23 protein-coding genes are annotated in these 24,707 nt (G+C 60.1%); 5 read left to right on the top strand and 18 right to left on the bottom strand.

Features of this window, described 5'->3' with window-relative positions; genetic code table 11:
- Positions 1-93 precede the first annotated feature (93 nt).
- Positions 94-267, top strand: coding sequence for a hypothetical protein (locus AGR1_RS29460; protein WP_003522343.1), 174 nt, complete (start codon positions 94-96; stop codon positions 265-267).
- A 146-nt stretch (positions 268-413) separates the two neighbouring features.
- On the opposite strand, the gene AGR1_RS02900 is transcribed toward AGR1_RS29460, so the two are convergent.
- From AGR1_RS02900 to AGR1_RS02890, 3 genes are all read right to left on the bottom strand, one after another.
- On the bottom strand, positions 414-1,292 hold the full coding sequence (locus tag AGR1_RS02900; protein WP_080790333.1) for a 50S ribosomal protein L11 methyltransferase: 879 nt from the start codon (positions 1,290-1,292) through the stop codon (positions 414-416).
- 80 nt (positions 1,293-1,372) lie between these two features.
- A complete protein-coding gene (gene sco, locus AGR1_RS02895; protein ID WP_080790332.1) occupies positions 1,373-1,981 on the bottom strand; it encodes a cytochrome oxidase assembly protein Sco in 609 nt (202 codons plus the stop codon).
- A gap of 141 nt (positions 1,982-2,122) precedes the next feature.
- A complete protein-coding gene (locus AGR1_RS02890) occupies positions 2,123-2,323 on the bottom strand; it encodes a hypothetical protein (protein ID WP_149147267.1) in 201 nt (66 codons plus the stop codon).
- 183 nt (positions 2,324-2,506) lie between these two features.
- Here AGR1_RS02890 and AGR1_RS02885 point away from each other — a divergent pair, with 183 nt between their 5' ends.
- Entirely contained in the window at positions 2,507-2,974 is a 468-nt protein-coding gene (locus AGR1_RS02885) for a chemotaxis protein CheW (protein ID WP_003522339.1), read from the top strand.
- 36 nt (positions 2,975-3,010) lie between these two features.
- Here AGR1_RS02885 and AGR1_RS02880 read toward each other — a convergent pair whose 3' ends face one another.
- The 3 genes from AGR1_RS02880 to gcvA are packed head-to-tail and all read right to left on the bottom strand — an operon-like array spanning position 3,011 to position 5,103.
- Positions 3,011-3,502, bottom strand: a complete 492-nt coding sequence (locus AGR1_RS02880) for a CreA family protein (protein ID WP_080790330.1) — start codon at positions 3,500-3,502, stop codon at positions 3,011-3,013.
- Positions 3,503-3,548: 46 nt separating this feature from the next.
- Entirely contained in the window at positions 3,549-4,157 is a 609-nt protein-coding gene (locus tag AGR1_RS02875) for a 3'-5' exonuclease (RefSeq protein ID WP_149146127.1), read from the bottom strand.
- A 43-nt stretch (positions 4,158-4,200) separates the two neighbouring features.
- Entirely contained in the window at positions 4,201-5,103 is a 903-nt protein-coding gene (gene gcvA, locus AGR1_RS02870; RefSeq protein ID WP_149146126.1) for a transcriptional regulator GcvA, read from the bottom strand.
- A gap of 197 nt (positions 5,104-5,300) precedes the next feature.
- Between gcvA and AGR1_RS02865 the strand changes: the two genes are divergently transcribed.
- Positions 5,301-6,230 (top strand): DMT family transporter, encoded by a 930-nt coding sequence (locus tag AGR1_RS02865; RefSeq protein WP_187772028.1) that lies wholly within the window; start codon positions 5,301-5,303, stop codon positions 6,228-6,230.
- Between the two features lie 194 nt (positions 6,231-6,424).
- The gene (locus tag AGR1_RS02860) at positions 6,425-6,958 is read left to right on the top strand and encodes a GNAT family N-acetyltransferase (RefSeq protein ID WP_080790328.1); all 534 of its coding nucleotides are present in this window, start codon (positions 6,425-6,427) and stop codon (positions 6,956-6,958) included.
- A 6-nt stretch (positions 6,959-6,964) separates the two neighbouring features.
- On the opposite strand, the gene AGR1_RS02855 is transcribed toward AGR1_RS02860, so the two are convergent.
- The 9 genes from AGR1_RS02855 to AGR1_RS02815 form a co-directional block, all read right to left on the bottom strand.
- Positions 6,965-7,858, bottom strand: coding sequence for an aminoglycoside phosphotransferase family protein (locus tag AGR1_RS02855; protein WP_080790327.1), 894 nt, complete (start codon positions 7,856-7,858; stop codon positions 6,965-6,967).
- A gap of 64 nt (positions 7,859-7,922) precedes the next feature.
- Positions 7,923-10,097: an NAD-dependent DNA ligase LigA gene (gene ligA, locus AGR1_RS02850; protein ID WP_149146125.1), complete on the bottom strand. Its 2,175-nt coding sequence runs from the start codon at positions 10,095-10,097 to the stop codon at positions 7,923-7,925.
- Positions 10,098-10,211: 114 nt separating this feature from the next.
- The gene (gene recN / locus AGR1_RS02845; RefSeq protein ID WP_149146124.1) at positions 10,212-11,885 is read right to left on the bottom strand and encodes a DNA repair protein RecN; all 1,674 of its coding nucleotides are present in this window, start codon (positions 11,883-11,885) and stop codon (positions 10,212-10,214) included.
- Between the two features lie 15 nt (positions 11,886-11,900).
- Positions 11,901-12,767 carry an outer membrane protein assembly factor BamD gene (locus tag AGR1_RS02840; RefSeq protein ID WP_080790324.1) on the bottom strand — a complete coding sequence of 289 codons (867 nt, stop codon included), beginning with the start codon at positions 12,765-12,767 and terminating at the stop codon, positions 11,901-11,903.
- A 233-nt stretch (positions 12,768-13,000) separates the two neighbouring features.
- Entirely contained in the window at positions 13,001-13,960 is a 960-nt protein-coding gene (gene lpxC, locus AGR1_RS02835) for a UDP-3-O-acyl-N-acetylglucosamine deacetylase (RefSeq protein WP_080790323.1), read from the bottom strand.
- A 264-nt stretch (positions 13,961-14,224) separates the two neighbouring features.
- A complete protein-coding gene (gene ftsZ / locus AGR1_RS02830) occupies positions 14,225-15,982 on the bottom strand; it encodes a cell division protein FtsZ (RefSeq protein ID WP_080790322.1) in 1,758 nt (585 codons plus the stop codon).
- A gap of 91 nt (positions 15,983-16,073) precedes the next feature.
- A complete protein-coding gene (gene ftsA / locus AGR1_RS02825) occupies positions 16,074-17,405 on the bottom strand; it encodes a cell division protein FtsA (protein WP_063950569.1) in 1,332 nt (443 codons plus the stop codon).
- Complete coding sequence (locus tag AGR1_RS02820) at positions 17,402-18,334, bottom strand: cell division protein FtsQ/DivIB (protein WP_187772027.1); 933 nt, start codon at positions 18,332-18,334, stop codon at positions 17,402-17,404. Before AGR1_RS02820 ends, ftsA begins: the two co-directional genes overlap by 4 nt.
- Positions 18,322-19,248 carry a D-alanine--D-alanine ligase gene (locus AGR1_RS02815; protein ID WP_080790320.1) on the bottom strand — a complete coding sequence of 309 codons (927 nt, stop codon included), beginning with the start codon at positions 19,246-19,248 and terminating at the stop codon, positions 18,322-18,324. Before AGR1_RS02815 ends, AGR1_RS02820 begins: the two co-directional genes overlap by 13 nt.
- Positions 19,249-19,791: 543 nt before the next feature.
- Between AGR1_RS02815 and AGR1_RS02810 the strand changes: the two genes are divergently transcribed.
- On the top strand, positions 19,792-21,096 hold the full coding sequence (locus tag AGR1_RS02810; protein ID WP_149146122.1) for an MFS transporter: 1,305 nt from the start codon (positions 19,792-19,794) through the stop codon (positions 21,094-21,096).
- A gap of 96 nt (positions 21,097-21,192) precedes the next feature.
- Here the strand turns inward: AGR1_RS02810 and murB are convergent, their stop codons facing one another.
- Genes murB through murG form a run of 3 tightly spaced genes read right to left on the bottom strand, consistent with a single transcriptional unit; the run spans position 21,193 to position 24,703 of the window.
- On the bottom strand, positions 21,193-22,158 hold the full coding sequence (gene murB / locus AGR1_RS02805) for a UDP-N-acetylmuramate dehydrogenase (RefSeq protein ID WP_080790318.1): 966 nt from the start codon (positions 22,156-22,158) through the stop codon (positions 21,193-21,195).
- The gene (gene murC, locus AGR1_RS02800) at positions 22,155-23,570 is read right to left on the bottom strand and encodes a UDP-N-acetylmuramate--L-alanine ligase (protein ID WP_080790317.1); all 1,416 of its coding nucleotides are present in this window, start codon (positions 23,568-23,570) and stop codon (positions 22,155-22,157) included. Before murC ends, murB begins: the two co-directional genes overlap by 4 nt.
- Positions 23,567-24,703, bottom strand: coding sequence for an undecaprenyldiphospho-muramoylpentapeptide beta-N-acetylglucosaminyltransferase (gene murG, locus AGR1_RS02795; RefSeq protein ID WP_149146121.1), 1,137 nt, complete (start codon positions 24,701-24,703; stop codon positions 23,567-23,569). The genes murC and murG overlap by 4 nt, the downstream gene beginning before the upstream one ends.
- Positions 24,704-24,707: the final 4 nt, after the last annotated feature.

Here is a 24,707-nt window from a genome sequence, read left to right as displayed (position 1 = left end):
AGATATCCCCTCTAACTAAACAAAAACACATCGCTTATCTTCAGATCAACACAGCGAGAGAGACACTCTCCTGACAAACAAGGATTTGAAGCAATGGCAAAATCTTTCCTCCGCACCGCCTTTGATCGCGTCGTTGAAGCACGCGAGCGTCAGGTCAGCCGCCATGTCAACGCTGCCCTTCTGAACCTCGACGACAAGTCGCTCGAAGCGCTCGGCATGAACCGCGCCGATCTGCGTCGCAAGGCAAAGTCCAGCTACGTATTCTGATAACGTCCGGCGCGGCGATCCTCCCTCCACCGCGCCGAACAGGAATACGTCGACCCGCTTGAGCAAGCTCCTCCCATGCTCGCGGGTTTCCAGGCGGCGCGAAAGCGCCGCCTTTTCTTTTGCCCGAAAGGGATGCTGCGGAAGCTTCAGTCCTTGCGCAGATGCAGCGTCACCCAGCCATTGCGCCAGATGGTGCGGACATGGGAAAGCCTTGCGCCATTATAGGCGGAAAGCACCTTCCAGCGCTGCGACGCCAGAATGCCGGACAGGATGACGGTGCCGCCAGGCGCCAGATGCGTGACGAGCTGCGGCGCCATCTTGATGAGCGGCCGCGCAAGAATATTGGCGATGATGAGATCGAACGGGCCGTGCTTGCGGAAGGCGTCCGAGTGGAAGCCCGGCGCGGTCTCCAGCGCCATCCCGGACACGATGCCGTTCAGCCGCACATTCTCCTTCGCCACCTTGACGGCGATGGGGTCTATATCCGTCGCAAGCACGGGAATAGGACGCATCTTGCGCACCGCAATTGCCAGCACGCCGCTGCCAGTGCCGAGATCCAGCGCATTGCGCACGGTCCGCGCCCGTAGAACCTCCTCAATCATCTCAAGGCAACCTGCCGTCGTGCCGTGGTGGCCGGTGCCGAAAGCCTGTCCCGCCTCGATTTCAATCGCCAGATCGTTCGCCCGCACCTTGTCGCGATCATGCGCGCCATGCACGATGAAGCGCCCCGCCCGAACCGGCTTCAGCCCCTCGAGCGACTTGGCGATCCAGTCGACATCTGGAACCGTCTCCTTCTCGATGACGAGACCGGGAAATGCGGGAGCAAGCAGCGTGCTGACCCGCTCGCGGAACTCCTCTTCCTGATCGGCCATCAGATAAACCGAGGCCTCCCAGATATCGCGCTTCTCATCCACCTCGGTGGTGGCAATCGCGACATCCTCCTCGCCGAAATAGTCCGACATGAGATCAAGGATTTCACCAGCCTGAATTTCGGTCGTGGTGACGTAAAGTCGGATTTCGCTCACGGCGGGCTGCTTTCTCTGGCTAATAGTTCTGTGTCTGCCTTTGCCACAAAACCGCAGTCAGTCCAATAAGCTGCGCGTAATTAAACCTTCGTACCCTTCAGGAGATTCTGAAGTTTCTGCTCGGCAACATCGGGATTTTCACCATAGGCAATCGTCCCGGCAAACCGGCCATTGGCATCGAGCAGAATGACGGACGCCGTGTGATCCATGGTGTAATCGCCATTCGGATCCTTCTCGTCCACTGGCACCTTCTTGGCATAGATGCGGTAGCCCTTCAGAGTCTCGGCAATCTTGTCGGCCGGGCCGGTGATGCCGGTGATCCGCTTCGAGACATTGGAGACATATTGCTGCATGATCTCAGGCGTATCGCGCTCGGGATCGACGGAGACGAAATAGGCCTGCAGCTTGTCGCCGGCCGGGTCCACCTTCTCCATCCAGCCGTTCAGTTCGAAAAGGGTTGTCGGGCAGACTTCCGGGCAATGGGTGAAACCGAAGAACAGCGCTGTCGGCCTTCCCTGGAACGCCTTTTCGGTGATCGGCTGGCCATTTTGCGCCGTGAGTTGGAACGGCACGCCATAGGCCGTCTCGACCATCTGCTCCCGGGTTTTCGTCATTTCGATCGTCAACCAGCTGACGACGCCGGCGAGAACGAGCACGACGGCCCACAATACGATGCGAATATTTCTCATTGTCCAATCCTACCCCGAAAGCCGGCGGCATGTCGCTGGCCCTGACAGACAGATAACGAAAGGCGACCGGGACGGCAAATCAACTGGGCGTATTTGCGGGAACCGCGCTGATTTGTCACAAATCCGCAGCCGGAAAACACGTCACAGACACCAGGCGATGCCGCTCTGTATCGTGGACAGGAAAATATCCGTGCCGTGCCGCACCCAGCCGTCAAAGGCAAGCAGCACGACGGCAAGCGAGGCCATAGCGGCAAGACCAGCCAGAATAAACTTCAGCGGATGGGAAACCAGTGCGTTCATATGCCCATCATAACCTGTTTGCGTGAGCGCGAAAACCGCCAAAATACTGGGTTTTGCCGGCGGGACAGCAGGCATTGTTAGGGAAAGTTTAAAATCTTGCTGTGCATTATGACCATAGCGGTTTTTAAGCCTCGACATGATGTCTCCCGGTCAACTCTCCGGCCGCCGCATGAAGCTCAATCCTGCGCGGGCCTGTTAGAGAGCCATCAGAGGAAAACTGCCGTCATGTCCAACGCCATCAAGCAATCCGGCGCATATCTCGAAATCGTTTCCTTCCATCTGGGCGATCAGGAATTCTGCATCGACATCATGGCGATCCGCGAAATCCGCGGCTGGGCGCCTGTTACCCCGATGCCGCACACCCCGCCCTATGTTCTCGGCCTCATCAACCTGCGCGGCGCCGTCATTCCCGTCATCGACATGGCTGGCCGCCTCGGCATGAAAATGACCGAGCCCTCCGAACGCTCCGCCATCATCGTCACCGATATCGGCGGCAAGCTGGTCGGCCTTCTGGTGGAACAGGTCTCCGACATGATGACCATCCGCTCCGAAGACCTGCAGCCCGCGCCCGATATCATTCCGGAAGAGCAGCGCAGCTTCTGCCGCGGCATCGTGGCGCTGGAAAAAAGCATGGTCTGCTTCCTCAACCTCGACACCGTCATTGCCGACGAGCTGGCACGCGAAGCGGCCTGATCCAAGGCATCTATAGCGCAATTGCGGGGGCGAGCCTTACGGCTTGCCCTTTTGCCATGTGACCTGCTGGTTATAGAGCGGCACCGTGGAAATCGCCATCTTGGCCGAACCGTCGGTCAGCTCCCGCGCATGCACCAGATAGATCAGCGTGTCGTTCGCCTTGTCATAGACACGGCTGACGACGAGCTTTTTCCAGACCAGCGACATGCCCTGCCGGAACACCTCTTCCCCACCCTTCGACAGATCGATGTCGCCGATCTCAACCGGCCCCGTCTGGCTACAGGAAATGGCGTTGTTGGACGGGTCTTCGAACCAGTTTCCGTTCTTCAACCGGTCGATCACACCGCGATCGAAATAGGTAACGTGGCAGGTTACGCCCTTGATCTTCGGATCGGCAATCGCCTCGACGACGATGTCGTTGCCCATCCAGTCGACGCCGACCTTACCGACGACCTCGGAATGCGCCGCTGTGACCGGCAGCAATGCCAGAAGGCCCGCAAACAAACCCGACAGAGTTTTCATCCTCATCGCATCTTCTCCGTTACGCTGCTTCAAACATAGGTGGACGAAGCCGTTACGCAACCCGGGAGACGGTGCGTTTTTTCATGCTGCAGGGCTGGTAACCGGTGGCGGTGAGACGCCCCGCGACCATGCCGATCTTTCCCGGCAGATCGCGGACATGGGTGACACGCAGCGCCTTGGCCGCCGCAATCGACGCTGCCGCGCAGACGACGGCGTCTTCGGCGGCATTGTGATGCACGAAACGCAGCTGGAGATGGTGGGCGATGACATTCAGCTTGTGCGACGCCAGGTTGGGCCAGACATGCCGGGCGATCTTGACGCTGCACAGATAGGAAAGATCGGGATAGCACTGCCGGTATTTGTCGAAGGACGCCCGCATGACGCTGAAATCGAAGGCGGCATTATGGGCGATCATGGTGGCGCCGTGGAAGTCGTCGATGAACTCCTCCATCACCTCAGGGAATTCCGGCGCGTCCTCGACATCGGCAGGGCGAATCCCGTGTACGGCAATGTTGAAGGACGAAAACCGCATGTCCTTCGGCCGGATGAGACGCTCCTCGACGCGAACGATCTCGCCGTCCTCTATCCACGCAAGCCCGACGGAGCAGGCGCTGCCCCGTTCCTCATTGGCGGTCTCGAAATCGATGGCGATGGTTTTCAAGAGTGATTCCCGTTGTTTCATTCTGGCATAAACCGGATTAACGTCAAAGAGAACCGGCCTCGGCTGACCGCGCTTCCAAAAGCATCCAGTCGATAAGCGTCACCAGATCGGGATTATCGAGCATACGCCTGGGATAAACGACGAAATAGGCAAGCGTGCTGGCCATATCCTTGCCGAAGGGCGCGATCAATGCACCTTCCGCGAGCTCGCGGGAAACCAGCGAACGCCGGGTCAGCGCAATGCCGTGCCCGGCCTTGGCCGCATCCAGCGCACCGTTGCTGTCGATGAAGACGGTGCCGCCGGAGGCATCCACGTCCGATGCGCCCGCCGCCTCCAGCCAGCGCCGCCATTCATTGCGGTTCTCATCGTGCAGAAGCGGAATGGATTTCAGGTCCCCCACTTCCTGAAGCGGCCCGTATTTCTCCAGAAGTTGCGGCGCACACACGGGCAGGGTGCTGTCATCAATGAAGCGGATGCTCTCCAGCCCGTCATAATGACCAGAACCATGCCGCACCGCCAGATCGACATCGTCCCTCGAAAAATCCACCAGCCGGTTCGTCACGCTGATGCGGACATCCACCTGTGGATGTTGCTGCTGAAAGGCAGGCAGTCGCGGCATCAGCCATTGCACGGCGAAAGTCGGCGTGCAGCTCAGCGTCAGAACCGTGATCTCGGAGCGAGCCGTCAGTTCAGCCGTCGCCTCGCGCATCATCCGGAAGGCGGTGCGAAGCGCGCCGTAATAACGTTCCCCTTCACGCGTCAGCTGGATGCTGCGCGGTTTGCGGGAAAAAAGCTGCACACCGAGCCGTGCCTCCAGCTCCCGGATTTGCAGGCTGACCGCGCCCGGCGTGACATTCAGCTCATTGGAAGCAAGCGTGACGCTGCGATACCGCGCTGCGGCCTCGAAGGCCTGCAACCCTTTCAAAGAAGGAAGTTCGGCTGCCATGGTTTAGCCCATCTCAATTATCGCACGAGAAACAATCGTTTGAAAACACCATAAAACAGGGAGTAAATAGACGCAACAAGACCTGAAACGCATTTAAAACCACCCATCTTCGGCTTGAGGTAAACTCAACCAATATCGGGTGGATGGCGGCCATCCCGCCTGCGATCATGTCGATATTCAAGCTTTGGGAGACGACGATGGCGATACAAAAACAGATGGATGCCGGTGAATGGGCGATGCTTGTCGCGCTTTCGCTTCTGTGGGGCGGATCATTCTTTTTCATCGGTGTTGCAGTCAAGGAATTGCCGCCGGTCACCATCGTCGCGCTGCGTGTCAGCCTGGCGGCGATCGCGCTTCTGATCGTCTGCCGCCTCATGGGGCTTCGCCTGCCCAGGGAATGGACGGTGTGGCGCGCCTTTTTCGGCATGGGTCTGCTCAACAACATCATCCCATTCTGCCTGATCGTCTGGGGACAGACCCATATTGCCAGCGGACTAGCCTCGATCCTCAATGCGACAACGCCGCTTTTCACCGTCATCGTCGCCCATTTTCTGACCGCCGACGAGAAGATGACCGGCAACAAGCTCACCGGCGTGCTGATCGGCTTTGCCGGCGTGGCAACCATGATCGGCCCGGCCGCCTTCACCGGCTCATCCGGCCTCTGGGGCCAGATCGCCATTCTCGGCGCCGCCGTCTCCTATTCCTTCGCGGGCATCTTCGGTCGCCGTTTCAAGGCCATGGGCGTACCGCCGCTGATGACCGCCACCGGCCAGATCTCCTCCTCGACACTGATGCTCATCCCGGCCGCCCTCCTTATCGATAAACCATGGATGCTGGCCATGCCGGGCCTCGGCACCTGGGGCGCGCTTGTCGGCATCGCCCTCCTGTCGACAGCGCTCGCCTACCTGATCTTCTTCCGCATCCTCGCCAGCGCCGGCGCCACCAACCTTGCCCTCGTCACCTTCCTCATTCCCGTCAGCGCCATCCTGCTCGGTTCGCTGCTTCTCGGGGAACAGCTGGAGATGAAGCACTTAGCCGGCATGGCGATGATCGCCGCCGGTCTTGCGGCGATCGACGGCAGGCTGCCGGCAAAACTCAGAAGCCTGCTGCGCAACGCACCCGCTTGACAGGAACACGGGGCAAAAGCATTCTGCACGCATGATCGCAACGAAGCAGAATACCACCCGTCGCCATACCATCACCGGCCATTCGGCAGGGAAAGGTGTGTCGTCGCGTTAAGCGATCCATTTTTACCCTGCCAAGAGAGCAGGGTTCGCAAACCTGCTCCCCACACGCCCCCAATACGCCCAAGGAGACAGGCATGCAGAACGTGAAATTTGCCGATAATGAAGATTCGCAATTCAGCTTGAACGAAGTCATCCTGCGTGCGGCGCGCCTGGACGATGCCGAAGCCTTGACCGAAATGTTCAACCTGCCTGGCGTCCGTCACGGCACGCTTCGACAGCCGTTTCAGTCCGTTGAAAAGACACGGAAATCGATGGAAAACCGCGGCCCGAACGATATCGCCATCGTTGGCGAATGGCGAGGAAAGATCGTTGCCAATGCTGGACTGTTTCGCAGGGCGGGAAGGCAGTCCCACATTGCCGATCTTGTGATCAGTGTTCACGACGATTTTGCGGGCAAGGGCGTCGGATCATATATTCTCGCGGCGTTGATCGACACGGCCGACAATTGGCACGATATACGCCGCATCGAGCTGAACGTCTTCACCGATAATCTCCCGGCAATCCGGCTTTACGAGAAATTCGGTTTCGAACGTGAGGGCACTCTGCGCAACGACGCCTACCGCGACGGAAAATACGTCGATGCTCACGTGATGGCGCGTCTTCGATAATTCCGGTCAGTTGTCCAGGTGATCCGAAAACACCTCCCGAATGGTCCGCCGCGACCATTCGGCCATTTTGTCGTTACATCCGCGCTCCGCATCCAGCACGATCAAAGCCTTCCACAGCGCCCAGCCGCGCCCGCGCTGCCATGTGGCCTCATCCAGCTCCAGCGCCTTACGAAAAACGGCGCGGCTTTCCGCATCGAGCACATTCCACGCGAGGATGAGATCGGAAGACGGATCGCCGACGCCGGAACTGCCGAAATCGATGACGGCTGAAAGCCGGCCGTCCTTCACCAGCAGATTGCCCCCGGCAATGTCTCCATGCACCCACACTCCCTGCTTCCGCCAGTGGCTCGAAAGTGCAAGCTGCCATATCTCCATGGCCAGCGCCTGATCCACCTCGTCCGCAAGCCGCGCCGCCGAAGCCTTCGCCTCCCCGTCATAGACCGAAAGCGAGCCGCCGCGATGGAAATTGTGCGCGCCTGCGGGTGGGCCATCCGAAGCATCCGTCCCGTGCAATGCCCTTAAAAACGCGGCAACATCGATGGCGATGGTTGAGAGATCAACGCGATCCAGATACCGGGCGAGCGGTTCGCCCTCAAGCCAGCGATAGACGGACCAGCGGAACGGATAACCCTGTCCCGGTTGCCCGAGCGCCAACGGCGCAGGGATCGGAAAAGGCAGGAGCGGCGCAAGCGCCGGCAGCCACCTGTGCTCCTTCTCTACCTGCGCAACATACCGGGCGGCACTTGGCATGCGGATCAGCATCTCATCGCCAAGACGGAAGCTGCGATTGTCCCAGCCGCTCAGTTCCACCGGCCGGATATTTAACCCCGCCCATTGCGGAAACTGGCTGTCCACCAGCGCCCCAACCTGTTCTGTGCTGACGACAATACGGTCATCCATGCTGCGCTCTCCGTGTCAGGCGCAAAGCTCTAGCGGCAGAGAACAACATTACCATGACGGCCCGTCAGCCACCGATCAACGCCAGCCACTCATCCTCGTCCATGGTCTGCACGCCCAGTTCCGTCGCCTTGGCAAGCTTGGAACCGGCCCCCGGCCCCGCCACAAGAATATCGGTCTTTTTCGACACCGACCCCGCCACTTTTGCGCCAAGGCTTTCCGCGCGCGCCTTAGCCTCGTCGCGGGTGAATTTTTCGAGCGAGCCAGTGAAGACCACAGTCTTGCCCGCTACCGGACTGCCGTCAGTTGAGGGTTTCTCGGCTTCTTTCGGCTTCAACTCCCGTATCAAGCGGTCGATGACGTCGAGATTGCGCGGCTCCTTGTAGAACTCGATGATGGCGCGGGCCACCACCTCGCCGATGCCGTCAATGCTGTTGAGCTCGGCCCAGGCATCGCTTGCGGGATCAGCCGCCGCCTTCATCGCCTCTTCAAAATGCTCATAAGTGCTGTAAGAGCGCGCCAGAAGCTTCGCCGTGGTCTCGCCCACATGACGGATGCCGAGAGCGAAGATCAGCCGGTGCAGATCGATCTCGCGGCGGGCATCAATGGCCTCGAACAGCTTCCTGACGCTGACCTTGCCGAAGCCGTCGATATTTTCCAGCTTGGTCAGATGAGACGCCTCCTGTCGCGCCTTCAGCGTGAAAATGTCAGGCGCTGTCTTGATCGAGAGCGCCGGATCGTCGCTTTCGAAGAAGAAATCGATCTGCTTCGTGCCGAGCCCCTCAATGTCGAAGGCATTGCGCGAAACGAAATGTTTGAGATGCTCCACCGCCTGCGCCCGGCAGACGAAACCGCCGGTGCAGCGCGTGACCGAATCGAGCTTGCCGGTCTTTTCATTGCGCTCCCGCACCGCGTGGCTGCCGCAGACCGGGCATTTCTCCGGGAAGGCATATTTCGCCGCCTCGGCCGGGCGCTTTTCCAGAAGCACGTCCAGCACCTGCGGAATGACATCGCCGGCGCGCTGCACGATAACAGTGTCACCGATGCGGATATCGTGGTCTTCTGGGCGGATGCGCTCGCCGCTATTGCCGATACCTTCGATATAATCGGCATTATGCAGCGTCGCATTGGTAACGACGACACCGCCAACGGTGATCGGCGTGAGCCGCGCCACCGGCGTCAAGGCGCCGGTGCGCCCCACCTGTATCTCGATATTCTCAACGGTGGTGAAGGCCTGCTCGGCCGGGAACTTGTGCGCGGTCGCCCAACGCGGGCTGCGCGAACGAAAACCCAGCCGTTCCTGCAGATCGAGCCGGTCGACCTTGTAGACGACGCCGTCGATATCATAATCGAGGTCAGGCCGCGCGACGCCGATTTCGTTATAGTGCTCAAGCAATTGCTGGGCCGAGGTGAATCGCTTCATCAACGGATTGACCGGAAAACCCCACTCGCGGAACTTCTCGACAATGCCGTATTGCGTATCGGCGAGCCGCGCTGGCTGGCCGCCATTCGAAACCTCGCCCAGCGCATAGGCGAAGAACCGCAGCTTGCGTTTCGCCGTCACATTGGCGTCGAGCTGGCGCAGCGAACCGGACGCCGTGTTGCGCGGGTTCACATAGGTCTGCTTGCCTTCGGCCTCCATCTGGGCATTGAGCGCCAGAAAGTCGCTCTTGGCCATATAGACCTCGCCGCGTACTTCAACCACATCGGGCGCATCGGCGGGCAGTTCGTCCGGAATTTCCTTGATGGTCCTGATATTGGCGGTGACATTTTCACCGGTCGTGCCGTCTCCTCGCGTCGCCGCGGTCTTCAGCCTGCGGTTCTCGTAGCGGATCGACATGGAAAGCCCGTCAATCTTCGGCTCAGCGGTAAAGGCGATGGAATCGTCAGGCAGATGCCCGAGGAAGCGATAGACGGAACTCACAAAATCCCGCAAATCCTCTTCCGAAAACGTGTTGTCGAGCGACAGCATTGGCCGCGCATGCACGATGGGCGCAAAGGTCGGAAGCGGCGCAAAGCCGACTTTTCTCGACGGGCTGTCGGCCCGCACCAGCGCCGGGAAAGCCGCTTCGATGGCGTCATTACGACGCTTCAGCGCATCATATTCGGCGTCCGTAATCTCCGGCGCATCCTTGCCGTGGTAAAGCGCATCATGACGCGCAAGCTCGGCCGCCAGAAATGCAAGCTCGGAAGAGGCTTCAAGCTCGGTGAGGTTTTCGACGGATTTCTGGTCTTGCGACATGACGGCCTCTTTTCGGAATTACCGAACGCTTTTAGCCGAAATAACAAACATTAAAAACAGTTTTGCCGTTGGACTCACAGGCCGCATCCGCTTGCGCAAGGCAACGAATAGCCGTCAGTCCTTGGCCGCCAGCAGGCGAGCCGCCGCAGCCCTAGCCTCGTCCGTCACCGACGCGCCGGCAAGCATACGGGCAATCTCTTCGGTGCGGTGCTTCGGCTCCATGGTGGCCACGCGCGTCGCGATACGCTCGCTGCCGTCGCCGGATGGACCCTTGGAAATGAGAAGATGAGTGGCCGCCCGCGCCGCCACCTGCGGCGCATGGGTGACGGACAGGACCTGCACGGTTTTCGACAGGCGGCGCAGCCGCTGGCCGATGGCATCCGCCACAGCGCCGCCAACGCCCGTATCGATTTCGTCGAACACCAAGGTCGGCGCCGAACCACGATCCGCCAGCGCCACTTTCAGCGCCAGCAGGAAGCGGGACAATTCGCCGCCCGATGCCACTTTCATGATCGGACCGGGGCGCGTGCCCGGGTTGGTCTGGACGTGGAATTCCACCGTATCGATACCGTCCGCCGTCGCCTGTTCGGGATCGGAGGTCACTTCGACGGTAAACCGCGCCCGTTCCAGCTTCAGCGCCGGAAGTTCTGCCATCACCGCGTTGGAAAGCGCTTCCGCCGCATGGCGGCGTTTGTCGGAAAGCGATTGCGCGGCACGGTCGAAATCGGCCTTCACCACGCCGAGATTGGCCTCGAGCTTGCCAAGCTTTTCTTCACCGGCATCGAGATCGGCGAGATCGGCCGTCATTTTTTCGGCGAGAGCCGGCAAGTCAGGTACGGCGACATTGTATTTACGCCCGGCGGCGCGCAGCGCAAACAGCCGCTCCTCCACCCGCTCCAGCTCACGCGGATCGAATTCGGTGCGACGCAGGGCCGCCTCCACTTCCATCTGTGCGTTGGAGAGGCTGTCCAGCGCGGCATCCAGCAATTGTACGGTGTCTTCCAGCAATCCCGGCGCTTCGTGGCTCTTGCGCTCCAGACGCCGCATCATCGACGCGATGACAGGCACAGGCGACGCATTGCCGTTCAGGAACTCGCTGGCCTCCGCGATATCGCCGGCAATGCGTTCGGATTTCTGCATCACCGCCCGGCGCTCGGCCAGCTCATCCTCTTCGCCGTCGCGCGGCGAGAGCGTCTCCAGTTCCTCGACGGACGAGCGAAGGTAATCCGCCTCGCGCGCCGCCGCCTCCACCTTGGCGCGGTGCGTCTTCAGCGCGCGTTCGGCATCCTTCCAGGTGCGGTATAGGCTCTGAACAGCGCGAGCCTCATCGCTCAGCCCGGCAAAGGCGTCCAGCAGCGTGCGGTGCGCATCAGTATCGACAAGCGCGCGATCATCATGCTGACCATGAATTTCGACCAGCAATTGCCCGAGCTGGCGCATCATCTGCACACTCACGGCCTGATCGTTGACATAGGCCTTGGTGCGACCGTCGGAGGATTGCACCCGCCGGAAAATCAGGTCGCCGTCATCGTCGAGACCGTTCTCGCGCAGGAGAAGCCGTGTCGGGTGATTGTTCGGGACTTCGAAGGTGGCCGTCACCTGCCCCTTGTCCTCGCCGTGCCGCACAAGGCCGCCATCGCCGCGGCCACCAAGCGCCAGCGAGAGACTATCGAGAAGAATGGATTTGCCCGCACCCGTCTCGCCCGTCAACACGGAAAGGCCCGCCTCGAAACCGAGGTCGAGCCTTTCGATGAGAACGATATCGCGAATCGAGAGCTGGACCAGCATGGCCTATGCCCCGTCTCAAGCGCCGATGAGCTTCTTGCCGGCGCGCGAAATCCAGGACCCCTTGTTTTCACGCGGCTCCAGCCCCTGACCCTTCAGCAGCTTGTAGGAATCCGCATACCATTGGCTGTCAGGATAGTTGTTGCCAAGAACGGCAGCCGCCGTCTGTGCTTCGTCCACCAGGCCCATGGCGTAATAGGCCTCGGTCAGACGCGCCAGCGCTTCCTCGATCTGGTTGGTGTTCTGGTACTGCTCAACGACGATGCGGAAACGCGAAACGGCGGCGAGGTATTCCTTGCGCTCAAGATAATAACGGCCGACCTGCATTTCGCGGCCAGCGAGCTGGTCGCGGGCGAAACGGATCTTGGCCTGCGCGTCGGCGACATATTCCGAATCGGGATAGTCGTTGACGACCTTGCTCATCGCCTCGACGGTGCGCTGCGCCGCGCGCTGATCCTGTGTCACGTCGGAAATCTGCTTCGAATAGGCAAGGCCGATCATGTACTGAACATAAGCGGCATCTTTGGCGCGCGGATATTGCCGCAGGAACCGGCTGCCAGTGGTGATCGCCACATCGTTCTTGTTGGTGCGTGTGGCGATGAAGGTCTGCATCACCAGCGCCTTCTGGCCCCATTCGGTGAACGGATACTGCTTGTCGATGGCCTCGAACTTGCGTGAGGCTTCTGTCATGTTGCCGGCGTTCATGTTGGCAAGGCCCTGCTTGTACAGAACATCCGGCGGATCGGTCTCGACGCCGAGCTTGGTGATGTCGATATCCGGATCGGACTGGCAGGCCGTGATGGCGACACTCGCGCCAACCAACATCAACGAGACGGCGATCCCCCGCATCGTACCCTTCATTGCACCAGACCCTACATGCTTCATTCGACAGTTCCCACTTCCCGCGCAAATACATAAGCATCGGCTTTGCAATGGCGTTCTAGCCATAAAAGCATCCGCAGGGCAACGCAATGATGACGCATTAACGCATTTTTATGGCATCGACCCATGCAATCGCATGAATATCAGACGATATAACGCAACTTCTTGTTCGCATCACGAAAAAGCCGCCCCAAAGGGAGCGGCTTTTTCTGTCAATTGATAGCCTGCGAAGGAAATCACGCAGACCAGGGTGCGAATTCCGGCATATTGACCGCAACGAATTCGCGGGCGCGAACCATCTGGTTGCGGGCGGCCGGTGCTTCGACGATCTCATAGGCCGTACGGTCGCTCAAAAGCGCCTTCAGCGCATTCGCATTGACCTTGTGGCCGCCGCGATAGGAGCGGTAGCAGCCGATGAACTGCGCGCCGGCAAGCGCCAGATCGCCCACGGCGTCCAGCGTCTTGTGACGGACGAATTCGTCCTTGGCGTAACGCAGGCCTTCCATGTTGATGACGCTGTTGTCATCGGAAATGACGACCGAGTTCTCAAGCGAAGAGCCGAGCGCATAACCGGCCGCCCACAGGCGCTCCACATCACGCATGAAGCCGAAGGTACGGGCGCGCGACAGTTCGTTCTTGAAGCTCTCCGCCGTCAGATCGCCCTTCCAGGACTGCTTGCCGATCAGCGGCGTGTCGAAATCGATATCCACCTCGAAGCGCGTACCGTCGTAAGGACGGAACTCCGCCCAGGAGGCGCCCGAATCGATACGTACCGGCTTCGTGACGCGGATGTAGCGGCGCTTTACGCCGAGGTTTTTGATGCCGACGGATTCGATCGCCTCGATGAAAGGCGCCGAGCTGCCGTCCATGATCGGCGCTTCCGGACCGTCGACCTCAACGACAAGGTTATCAAGGCCCATGGCGTAGATGGCGGCCATGACGTGCTCGATCGTCGCGACAGACTGCGTCAGCGAGCGGCCGAGCACCGTGCAAAGATCGGTGTTACCGACATTGGCGGACACCGCCTTCAGTTCGGTAACGCTGCCATTGTCATGAAGGCGATTAAAAACGATGCCCGTTCCAGCTTCTGCGGGCTGGAACGTCATCGAGACCGGATTGCCGGAATGCACGCCAATGCCTTTAAGCTGAACGGCATGTGCGATAGTTGTCTGAAATCCGAGCAGTCCGATGGTCATGCGAATATGCCTTGTTTTGCAAACCGCGCCGCTTGAGCGCCGTTCAAGTTTTCGAGCCGGTTTGGCAACCGGCCAAGTCCGTGTTTCCTTTACCCAGCCTCATACATACGCACATGAAGGCGCCACGACAAATCACTGTTCGTTTCGGATTGTTACACGCCTAAACAATTGAAAATACGAATTAATTTAGTGTTAATAACGCAAAATAAACAAAACGCCCGGATCGTGAAACCCGGGCGTTCGAAGAGGCGGATGGAATCGCTTTTAGTTGGACTGACGACGCAGGAAGGCCGGAATTTCCAACTGGTCGTCGTCGTGATGGCTGGACGAGGCGGGCGTTGCGCGGCCGTGATCGTCAAGCTGGCCACGGCGCGGTGCGTAGAGGCTGGCTTCCGGCGAAAGCGGGGCGCGGCGCTGCTGCGGAGCCATGCTCGGTGCGTCCATCATGTCGGAGGGAACTTCTTCCTCTTCGCGGCGACCAAGCGAGTTGGTGATGCGCTTCAGAAGACCCATCGGGCCACGCTCTTCCTGGGCGGCAGGAGCGGCATGGGTGCGATGTTCCATCTCGGCCTTGACGACCGGCGGGAAGTCTTCAACCTTCGGCATGCGAACCGGCTCGGGCTGGCGCGCAACTGGTGCGGGCTCCTGATAGACGGGTGCCTGCGGCTGCTGCATGCGCGGTGCCGGAGCGGAAACCTGTTCCGGAGCATGATAGGCCGGAGCCTGGGCTACCGGAGCCGGAGCCGCCTGCTGAACCGGCTGGGCCGGACGGAGAGCCGCCGGTGCTTCAGCCGGAGAAGATGCGAACAGCTTGCTCTGCGGACGGAAGTCCTGGGCCGGCTGCTGGTGTGCGGCAAAACCGAGTTCACGTTCCATTTCGGCTTCCGCCGAACGGATGGTCTGTGCGATCGGGTCTACGGCCTTCGGTGCCTGCGAGACTGCGGCAGGCTGGACTGCGGCCGGAGCGGGAGCAACGGCCGCGGAAGGACGGATAAGCGGCTTTGCAGCGGCGGCTGCGGCGCGCATTTCGGCAACGTTCTGTTCGCCGACGCCTGCGACGCGGTCGATGCCGGTTGCAACGACGGAGACGCGGATAAGGCCTTCAAGCGCTTCGTCGAAGGTCGCGCCGAGGATGATGTTCGCATCCGGATCGACTTCTTCGCGGATACGCGTTGCGGCTTCGTCGACTTCGAACAGGGTAAGGTCGCGACCGCCGGTGATGGAGATCAGCAGGCCCTGTGCGCCCTTCATCGAGGTTTCGTCGAGCAGCGGGTTGGCGATTGCCGCTTCCGCAGCCTGCATTGCGCGGCCCGGACCGGAAGCTTCGCCAGTACCCATCATTGCGCGGCCCATTTCACGCATGACCGAACGGACGTCGGCGAAGTCGAGGTTGATGAGACCTTCCTTCACCATCAGGTCGGTAATGCAGGCAACGCCGGAATAGAGAACCTGGTCGGCCATGGCGAAGGCGTCCGCAAAGGTCGTCTTGTCATTGGCAATACGGAAGAGGTTCTGGTTCGGAATGACGATCAGCGTATCGACGGACTTCTGCAGTTCCTCGATGCCCTGTTCGGCAAGACGCATGCGGCGTCCGCCTTCGAAGTGGAAAGGCTTGGTAACGACGCCGACCGTCAGGATGCCCTTGTTGCGGGCCGCCTGTGCGACGACGGGAGCAGCGCCCGTGCCGGTGCCGCCGCCCATGCCGGCGGTGACGAAGCACATATGGGTGCCGTTCAGGTGATCGATGATCTCGTCGATGCATTCTTCAGCGGCAGCGCGACCGACTTCCGGCTGCGAACCGGCGCCGAGACCCTCGGTGACGTTGACGCCGAGCTGAATGACCCGATCTGCCTTCGTCATGGTCAGCGCCTGCGCATCCGTGTTGGCGACGACGAAGTCGACGCCCTGAAGGCCAGCCGTGATCATGTTGTTGACAGCGTTACCACCGCCACCGCCGACACCGAAGACGGTGATGCGTGGCTTCAGCTCTGTGATATCAGGCTTCTGCAGCTGTATCGTCATTTTAACATTCCTTCTTTCTCTGGCCGCATCGCCCCGCTGGCCGATTCTTGAAACTCAACTCTGAAACCTCCGGCTTGCGCCCCGAGGCCACTCAAAAACTCTCTTTCAGCCATTGCCCCACCCGGGCTATCCGGCCGCTACCGTTGCCAAACGGCGAGAACATTCCGCCTTGCGCCGCATGAATTTCGATATCCGCCACCTGCGGATAGATCATCAGTCCGCACGCCGTCGAAAAGGCAGGGCCCTTTGCCGCGACCGGAAGACCGGCCACACCCATGGGGCGGCCGATACGGACGTTGCGGGCAAGAATGCGCCGCGCCGTTTCCGGCAGACCCGTCAACTGGCTTGCGCCGCCGGTCAGGACGACGCGCTTGCCGACAATCGGGCTGAAGCCGGACTTCTGGATACGATCACGGATCAATTCCAGCGTCTCTTCGATACGTGCCCGCACGATGCGGGTGACCAATGCTCTTGAAACTTGCGATGGTTGATCGCGATCGTCTTCGCCAATCGGCGGGATCGAAATCATGTCGCGCTCATCCGCGCCATTCAGCAATGCCGAACCATGCACCACCTTCAGTCTCTCCGCATCTTCGATTCGTGTCGAGAGGCCTCGTGCAAGATCTGTCGTGACGTGATGACCGCCAAGGCCGATCGCGTCGGTATGGATGAGCCGGCCCTCGGCAAAAACCGAGATCGTCGTGGTGCCGCCGCCCATGTCGATGGCCGCACAGCCGAGTTCGACTTCATCGTCCACCAGTGCTGCAAGACCGCTGGCATAGGGCGTCGCCACCATGCCCTCGACCGAAAGATGGGCGCGGTTGACGCAAAGCTCGAGGTTCTTCAGCGCCGTACGTTCGACCGTCACGACATGCATGTCGACGCCGAGAAGATCGCCATACATCGAGAGCGGATCGCGAATCCCGCGCTCGCCATCCAGCGAATAACCCGTCGGCAGCGAATGCAGGATCGCCCGGTCCTGACGCATGGACTGCTGGCTTGCCGCCACCAGAACCTTGCGCAGATCGCTTGCTTCCACTTCCTGACCGCCGAGATCGATGCTCGCGGTATAGATATCGCTCGCCAGCCTTCCGGCCGAAACATTGACGATCAGGCTGTCGACGGTCAGACCCGCCATGCGCTCGGCCGCATCGACGGCGAGACGGATAACGCCTTCGAGCGCGTCAAGATCGGCAATCACGCCGGATTTCACGCCACGCGACCGCTGATGGCCGATGCCGATGATTTCGACCTTGTGGGTACGGCCGGGCAGAATTTCGCTTTCCTGGCGCGGCGTCAGCCGGCCGATCATGCACACGACCTTGGTCGAGCCGATGTCGAGCACCGAAACGATGTGGCTGCGCTTGGAAGACAATGGCTTCAGGCGAGGCAGGCCAAAATGGGAAGAACCGAAAAAGCTCATGTGTTCTTCTCCGCCTTCTTGAGAGCCTTGGTCCGCGCATCGACAGCCACCTGACGGCGCTTGGCGGCGCCCTCGGTCAGCTGGATCGTGGTGCGGTCCGACAGCCGCAGATCGACGGCGGCGACATCGCGCGACAGCACCTTTTCCTCGAGATCGAGCCGCGCCAGCAATTGCAGCGCCTTCGGCAGATTTTCTTCCGGCAGCTTGACAACGATGCCGTTATCGAGATGCAGGTCCCAGCGGCGGCCGGCAATGCGGACATAGGCGCGAACGCGGTTGCGGATCTCCGGCCAGTCGGCCAGTTGCGCGACAAAACCGGCAGCACCCGTTTCCGCGTCGCGGCCGACGAACAGCGGCAGGGAGGCGAATTTATTGTCCCGCAGTGGCGCAATCACGCTACCGCTTTTTTCGATCAGCGACAGTTCCGTGCCGTGCTGCCAGATGCCGAAAGCTTTACGCTCCTTCAGACGGACCTCGACCGTCTTCGGATAGACCTTGCGGATATCGACGTCTTCCACCCAGGGAAGCTGCACCAGCTTGCGGCGCGCTGCATCGATATCGAGCGCGATCAGCGAGGTGCTGCCATCGAGGCCGAGAAGCTGGAAAACTTCGATTTCGGAGGTCTGCAGATTGCCGGAGACCTTCACGTCCTCAACCGCAAAGCCTGCGGCCGATGTCGTGGTCTGGGTCACGATATTCGTGTGCCCGCCGAGCGACATGCCGTAGAGCCCGATCACAGCGTAAAAAGCGACGGCCGAAATCGTACCGGTATGGGCGGGAATGTGAATGCGTCCGGTCGCAAGGCTGACACCAAAACGCACGAAGCGACGCAGCGGACGCGGCAGCACCCTGCGATCGTCGGCATTGACCGCCGCCGCATATTGCTCGCGCTTTTTTGCCGTCGACTTTTTGCCGGTCACCGCAAACACGAAGCGTCCTCCACCATCCAGCTAACAAGGTTACCAAAGGAGCGGCCAGCATGAGCCGCCATTTCCGGCACCAGGGAGGTCGGCGTCATGCCCGGCTGCGTATTCACTTCAAGCCAGATAACTTCGCCATCTTCTGAGAAACGGTCGTCGTAACGAAAGTCTGAACGGCTTACGCCACGGCATCCGATCGCCCGATGCGCCATAACCGCCAGTGTTTGAATTTTTTGGTAAATTTTCGGTGAAATTTCTGCGGGAATGACATGTTTCGAGCCACCGGCAGCGTATTTCGCATCGTAATCATAGAAATTGTGACCAAGCGGCACCACTTCCGTAACGCCCAACGCCTCGCCATCGAGCACGCCACAGGTCAACTCGCGACCATGAATGTAACGCTCGACCATGACCTGGTCGCCGTAACGCCATTCCGACGAGGTGAGGATTTGCGGCGGGTGCGACTGGTCTTCCTTGACGATCACGACACCGAAGCTCGAACCTTCGCGCACCGGCTTCACCACATAAGGGGGTGCAAGCGGATGCTCGCTGGTGAAATCGAAGCGGTTCATGACGCGCTCGGCAGCCACCGGGATGCCGGCAGCAGCGGCAACCTTCTTGGCCTGCGCCTTGTCCATGGCGAGAGCTGAAGCCAGCACGCCGGAATGCGTATAGGGAATGGCGAGATATTCGAGGACGCCCTGAATGGTGCCGTCTTCACCAAAAGGACCGTGCAGCGCGTTGAAGGCGACATCCGGGCGCAGCTCGTCGAGTACGGCGGCGATATCGCGCCCCACATCGACCCGGGTGACCTTGTAGCCCTCGTCCTCCAGAGCCTGCGCGCAAGCGTTGCCCGACGACAGGCTGACCGGCCGCTCCGACGAAAATCCACCCAAAAGAACAGCTACGTGCTTGCCGCTCATCGAACCCTCTGACACCAACTCTCCGTTACGAACCACGCCCCGAACCGACCGGATTTGACGAACGGTGATTCTGGCACATGATCCTTGAGATCAGTTAAACGCCATTAAGGTTAATGAATCGTTTACTTTCGTTAACCGCCGCGCCCAACGTGCCGAGTTTTGTTAAAGAATCAGCACCGATCCGGATTCCCTCCTTGGAATCAGAGAGTTGCACGGATTGCAACATGCAGGTTTTCAATGATCGAAAATAAAACGGCAGCCGCGCGGCCCCTGCTCCGCGATAAAGGCAAGGTCGAAACGTTAACAGACGGGATTATTCCCCAAGGAAAATTATCTGGCGTTTCAGCGTTTTAAAACCGCGGCCTGAATCAGTCTCTCAATCGCCAAAGCATCCCCGAGAAGCATAACCACACGTGTCGTGCTGATAGATCACATTATCTGCATTATTTCTTTTTTAGCATTCCCTGAGCACAAAAATTGCGTTAACGCAGTCATCGCCTCCCAAGGCATGACATTGAAATCATTCAAAATGGATCCAATACCATGACCGACGCGATATCTACGGTATCGCCGACGGCTGACAATTCGAACGTTGTAAAGACAAATTCGCCTGCACGAGTTCTCACTGCCAGTCTGGTCGGCACGACCATCGAGTTTTTCGACTTCTACGTTTACGCCACGGCCGCAGTGCTCGTGTTCCCCACCTTGTTCTTCCCGAACAGTGACCCGATGACGGCGCTTCTCGCGTCCTTCGCCACCTTCTCCATCGCCTTTTTCGCCCGCCCGCTGGGCGCTGTGGTCTTCGGCCACTATGGCGACCGTGTCGGCCGCAAGACCACCCTTGTCGCAGCACTACTCACGATGGGCGTCTCCACCGTCGTGATCGGCCTCCTGCCCTCCTATGAGACCGCCGGCGTTCTGGCTCCCTTGCTGCTCGCGCTTTGCCGCTTCGGCCAGGGTTTCGGCCTCGGTGGAGAATGGGGCGGCGCCGTCCTGCTCGCCACGGAAAACGCCCCTCCGGGTAAGCGTAGCTGGTACGGCATGTTCCCGCAGCTCGGCGCACCCGTTGGCCTGTTCCTTTCGTCCGGCGTGTTCTGGATCCTGCTGCACTTCATGTCTCAGGAAGCGCTTTTGAGCTGGGGCTGGCGCATTCCCTTCGTCGCTTCGATCATCCTGATCGCGGTCGGCATGTGGGTTCGCCTGTCGATCACCGAAACGCCCGACTTTCAGAAGGCAATCGAAAAGGAAGAGCGCGTGGCCGTACCGGTTGCGGAACTGTTCCGCAACCACAAGCGCAGCCTCGTGCTCGGCACCTTCGTGGCGCTGGCCACCTTCGTGCTGTTCTATATCGGCACCGCCTATCTGCTCTCCTACAACGTCAAGGTCCTGAAAATCCCGTTCCTCGACGCGCTGGAAGTGCAGATCCTCGGCTCCATCGTTTTCGGCATCTTCATCCCGATCGCTGGCAAGCTCGCCGAAAAATTCGGCCGCCGCGAAATCCTGATCATCACGACCATTCTGATCGGCCTGTTCTCCTTCCTGCTGCCAAGCCTGATGACCGGCAGCGAAGACTCGATCTTCGTCTTCGCAGCACTTGCCATGACGCTGATGGGCATGACCTACGGTCTGATCGGAACGGCGCTTGCAGCCCCCTTCCCGACCCGCGTGCGCTATACCGGCTCATCCATCACCTTCAACATGGCCGGCATTTTCGGCGCATCGCTGGCGCCTTACATCGCCACATGGCTGCAGGTGAATTACGGCATGGGCTATGTCGGTTATTACCTCTGCGTATCCGCCCTCATCACGCTGGCCTGCATTCTTCTGTCCCACAAGGACGAAGTCTGAGCCGCATCGATACTGACAGCAAAAAGCCCGCGAAACGAGAGTTTCGCGGGCTCTTATTTGGTTACTTGTCATCAAAGGCTCAAAAGCCGGCCGGCCTCAAGCCCCGAGGAAAGGCTCCACCTCACGGCCCGGCATGAACAGCCCAAGACGTTTGATTTCCCATTCGAGCCGGATGCCCGATTTCTCGAACACGCGCCTGCGGATGGTTTCACCCAGATATTCCAGATCATAGCCAGTTGCGTGGCCGGTATTGATCATGAAATTGCAATGCAGTGAAGACATCTGCGCGCCGCCGATGACCAGACCACGGCCGCCTGCTTCGTCAATCAGTTCCCACGCGGAGTGACCTTCCGGATTCTTGAAGGTCGAACCACCGGTCTGTTCGCGGATCGGCTGAACCGTTTCGCGGTGATGACGCACAGCATCCATTTCGGCGCGGATTTTCGCCTTGTCTTCCGGATAACCCTCGAACAGCGCGCCGGTGAAAATCAGGCCCTCATCTGCGCCGGAGTGGCGGTAGCTATAGCCCATATCAGCATTGGAAAGCACATGCTGGTTGCCCTGACGGTCGACCGCATAGACCTCCACCACCCGCTCGCGCGTCTCGCCGCCGTTTGCGCCCGCATTCATCCGCAGCGCACCGCCGATGGAGCCGGGAATGCCGTAGTAGAAATGGAAGCCGCCGATGCCATTGTCCATGGCCATGGCCGCAATATGCTTGTCGGGGCAGATCGCGCCCGCCTTGATGCGGTTTTCACCGGCAAGCTCCACCTGGCCGAAACCCTTGGCCGACAGACGGACAACCACGCCCGGAATGCCGCCATCGCGCACCAGAAGGTTCGAGCCAACGCCGACCACGGTCAACGGAACGTCTTCCGGCAGAATTTTCAGGAAGGCAATCAGATCTTCGGTATCGTGAGGCTGGAACATGACTTCCGCAAGACCGCCAGCTCTGAACCACGTCACGCGGTCCATGGGCGCATCCGGTGTCAGACGTCCCCTCAGTTCGTTTACCCCGTCGCCGAGCCTCCCCAGCAATTTAACCCCATCGACCTGTCTCATTCAGACTTTCCTGATATGCTCTTCAATTCCGAAGGCAGTACTGCTGCCCATTGCGTGATATTTCCAGCCCCCAAGAGAACCACGAAATCACCCGGATTCGCAATGCCCGCAACCACTGAGGCGAGATCTTCCCGTTTCTCGAGAAAACGGGCATCCCGGTGGCCGGCGGCCCTGATGGCCGAAACCAGCGCTTCCGAGCTTGCGCCCTCGATCGGATCTTCGCCCGCGGCATAGACCGGAGCAAGGATAATCGTATCGGCATCGTTAAAACAATGCGCGAAATCGTCGAACAGGCTGGAAAGGCGGCTGTATCGGTGGGGCTGGTGCACGGCGATGATGCGGCCCTTGCACGCCTCCCGCGCCGCCTTCAGCACAGCCTTGATCTCCACCGGATGGTGACCGTAATCGTCAAAAACCTGCACCCCATTGGCTTCGCCCGTCAGCGTGAAGCGCCGCTTGACGCCGCCGAAGGAGGCAAGGCCCTTCTTGATGTCGGCTTCGGAAATACCGAGGCGATTGGCGACGGCAATCGCCGCCGTAGCATTCGACACATTGTGGCGGCCGGGCATCGGCAGGACGAGGTCCTTGAAGGAGAATATCTTGCCAGTGCGGCGACGGCGGATTTCCACGTCGAAGACCGAGCGCGTGCCGTCGATGCGCACATTCGAAAAACGTACGTCCGCCTGCGGGTTCTCGCCATAGGTGATGACCTTACGGTCCTCGATGCGGCCGACCAGCGCCTGCACTTCCGGGTGGTCGAGGCACATGACGCCGAAGCCGTAGAACGGCACATTCTCGACGAACTGGCGGAACGCGGCGCGCACGGCGTCGAAATTGCCGTAATGATCCAGATGCTCCGGATCGATATTGGTGATGACGGCCACATCGGCCGGAAGCTTCAGGAAGGTGCCGTCGGATTCGTCGGCCTCCACCACCATCCATTCACCCTCGCCCATGCGGGCGTTGGTGCCGTAAGCATTGATAATGCCGCCATTGATGACGGTCGGGTCGAGGTTTCCAGCTTCCAGCAGGGTCGCGACCATGGAGGTCGTCGTGGTCTTGCCGTGGGTGCCGCCGATGGCGATGGCATTACGGAAACGCATCAACTCGGCCAGCATTTCGGCACGGCGAACGATCGGCAGGTGTTTTTCCCGCGCCGCGATAAGTTCCGGATTGTTCTTCTTGATGGCGGTGGAAACGACCACAACCTCGGCGTCACCGATATTATCAGCCGTGTGACCGACGAAAACCTCGATGCCCTTGTCACGCAGACGCTGCACATTAGCGCTGTCTGCCTGGTCGGACCCCTGCACGCGGTGGCCGAGATTATGAAGCACTTCGGCAATGCCGCTCATGCCGATCCCGCCTATGCCGATGAAATGCACAAGGCCTATGGCTTTCGGCATCTTCATGCCCCAACTCCTTCATTCTTCTTTTTGAATTCCTGTACGGACTGGCCGGAGGCAATTGCCTCCACCAGATCGGCCAGCACATCCGCCGCATGCGGTTTACCCGTTGCCTTGGCCGCTGCTGCCGTTGCCGAAAGCCGGTCCGGCTCCGAAAGCGCCGAGGACAGCAGGCTGGAGAGCTTCTGCGGCGACAGTTCCGCCTGCTTGATGACGCTCGCGCCACCCGCTGCCGAAAGCGCTGCGGCGTTGGCCGCCTGATCGTGATCGAGCGCATGCGGATAAGGCACGAGGATCGACGGACGGCCGATTACCGAAAGCTCCGATACCGTCGAAGCGCCCGAGCGGCTGATGACCAGATCGGCCTCGCCGATGCGCGACGCCATATCACCGAAGAAGGGCGAAACGTCAGCCTTCACGCCGAGCTTCTGATAGGAGGCGATGACGCTGTCCTTATCTTCGGGCCGAGCCTGTTGTGTGACGACAATGCGCTTGCGCTGCTCATCCTTCAGCAGGCAGATCGCGGCCGGCACCGCGCCGGAGAAGAACTGCGCACCCTGGCTGCCGCCAAAAACCACGAGCTGGAAAGTCTCGCCCATCTGCGAGGGCGTGTAGGGAATTTCAGAGGCCGCCAGCACCGCCGGGCGCACAGGATTTCCGGTCGCCACCGTCTTGTCGGAATATTGACCATTGGCGGGCGGCAGGAAACCGCCGGCAATCGCCTTCACGCGGGCAGCCAGCGCCTTGTTGGCGCGGCCCATCACCGCATTCTGCTCGTGAATGATCGACGGCACTCCGAGGCCGGTGGAGGCCAGCAGCGGCGGCACGGTGGGATAACCACCAAAGCCGACAACCGCGACCGGCTTCAGCTTAGCCACCAGCCGGCGTGCGGCGCGCAGACCTACCCACAGCTTCCAGAGCGAACGCGCTACGGAAATCGGATTTTTCGAGCCGATAGTGGCGGACGGCACCACATGAACTTCATCTGCCGGGAACTTGCCCGCATAACGCTCGGCGCGGCTGTCGGTGACGAGGTGTACGGAATACCCACGCGCCTTCAGCGTATGCGCCAACGCCTCCGCCGGAAACACATGGCCGCCGGTTCCCCCGGCGGCAAGCAGAACAATACCCTTGCTCATGATC

Origin of the sequence: Agrobacterium sp. B1(2019), assembly GCF_008274755.1 — a bacterium.
Classification (GTDB): Bacteria; Pseudomonadota; Alphaproteobacteria; order Rhizobiales; family Rhizobiaceae; genus Agrobacterium; species Agrobacterium salinitolerans.
This window is presented reverse-complemented; position numbering and strand designations above follow the sequence as displayed.

Coding starts and splice junctions, on each gene's coding strand:
- AGR1_RS29460 (WP_003522343.1), top strand. CDS start 94: ATGGCAAAATCTTTCCTCCGCACCGCCTTTGATCGCGTCGTTGAAGCA.
- sco (WP_080790332.1), bottom strand. CDS start 1,981: ATGAGAAATATTCGCATCGTATTGTGGGCCGTCGTGCTCGTTCTCGCC.
- AGR1_RS02885 (WP_003522339.1), top strand. CDS start 2,507: ATGTCCAACGCCATCAAGCAATCCGGCGCATATCTCGAAATCGTTTCC.
- AGR1_RS02880 (WP_080790330.1), bottom strand. CDS start 3,502: ATGAGGATGAAAACTCTGTCGGGTTTGTTTGCGGGCCTTCTGGCATTG.
- gcvA (WP_149146126.1), bottom strand. CDS start 5,103: ATGGCAGCCGAACTTCCTTCTTTGAAAGGGTTGCAGGCCTTCGAGGCC.
- AGR1_RS02865 (WP_187772028.1), top strand. CDS start 5,301: ATGGCGATACAAAAACAGATGGATGCCGGTGAATGGGCGATGCTTGTC.
- AGR1_RS02860 (WP_080790328.1), top strand. CDS start 6,425: ATGCAGAACGTGAAATTTGCCGATAATGAAGATTCGCAATTCAGCTTG.
- AGR1_RS02855 (WP_080790327.1), bottom strand. CDS start 7,858: ATGGATGACCGTATTGTCGTCAGCACAGAACAGGTTGGGGCGCTGGTG.
- ligA (WP_149146125.1), bottom strand. CDS start 10,097: ATGTCGCAAGACCAGAAATCCGTCGAAAACCTCACCGAGCTTGAAGCC.
- recN (WP_149146124.1), bottom strand. CDS start 11,885: ATGCTGGTCCAGCTCTCGATTCGCGATATCGTTCTCATCGAAAGGCTC.
- AGR1_RS02840 (WP_080790324.1), bottom strand. CDS start 12,767: ATGAAGCATGTAGGGTCTGGTGCAATGAAGGGTACGATGCGGGGGATC.
- lpxC (WP_080790323.1), bottom strand. CDS start 13,960: ATGACCATCGGACTGCTCGGATTTCAGACAACTATCGCACATGCCGTT.
- ftsZ (WP_080790322.1), bottom strand. CDS start 15,982: ATGACGATACAGCTGCAGAAGCCTGATATCACAGAGCTGAAGCCACGC.
- ftsA (WP_063950569.1), bottom strand. CDS start 17,405: ATGAGCTTTTTCGGTTCTTCCCATTTTGGCCTGCCTCGCCTGAAGCCA.
- AGR1_RS02815 (WP_080790320.1), bottom strand. CDS start 19,248: ATGAGCGGCAAGCACGTAGCTGTTCTTTTGGGTGGATTTTCGTCGGAG.
- AGR1_RS02810 (WP_149146122.1), top strand. CDS start 19,792: ATGACCGACGCGATATCTACGGTATCGCCGACGGCTGACAATTCGAAC.
- murB (WP_080790318.1), bottom strand. CDS start 22,158: ATGAGACAGGTCGATGGGGTTAAATTGCTGGGGAGGCTCGGCGACGGG.
- murC (WP_080790317.1), bottom strand. CDS start 23,570: ATGAAGATGCCGAAAGCCATAGGCCTTGTGCATTTCATCGGCATAGGC.
- murG (WP_149146121.1), bottom strand. CDS start 24,703: ATGAGCAAGGGTATTGTTCTGCTTGCCGCCGGGGGAACCGGCGGCCAT.